The 251-nt window shown below is 43.4% G+C and carries 1 protein-coding gene; it reads right to left on the bottom strand.

What is annotated here, in order from left to right; translation table 11 throughout:
• Positions 1–251, bottom strand: a 251-nt coding sequence (locus tag RG959_RS24625; protein WP_342799348.1) for an NAD(P)-dependent oxidoreductase, incomplete at both ends; no start/stop codon positions are given.

The following is a 251-nucleotide window of genomic DNA, read 5'->3' on the forward strand; positions in this document are numbered from 1 at the left end:
GATCGGCTTCAACCAAATGATCGCCTCGACCACAATTGATCAAATAGCTTCCTTCTGGCATTTTATTGAACACTTGCGCATTCAAAATTCCCTGAGTGGAAGCGTTAAGTGGTAAAATATTTACCACAATATCAGACTGTTCTAACAGAGAATCCAAGCCATCTTCCCCGAAATAACAGTGAACATCTTGTAAGAATTTCTCGGTGCGGGACCAGCCAGATACAGAGTAACCAAATGCCGCCAACTGGCTG

It is taken from the genome of Domibacillus sp. 8LH (genome assembly GCF_038806185.1).
Taxonomy (GTDB): Bacteria; Bacillota; Bacilli; order Bacillales; family Domibacillaceae; genus Domibacillus; species Domibacillus indicus_A.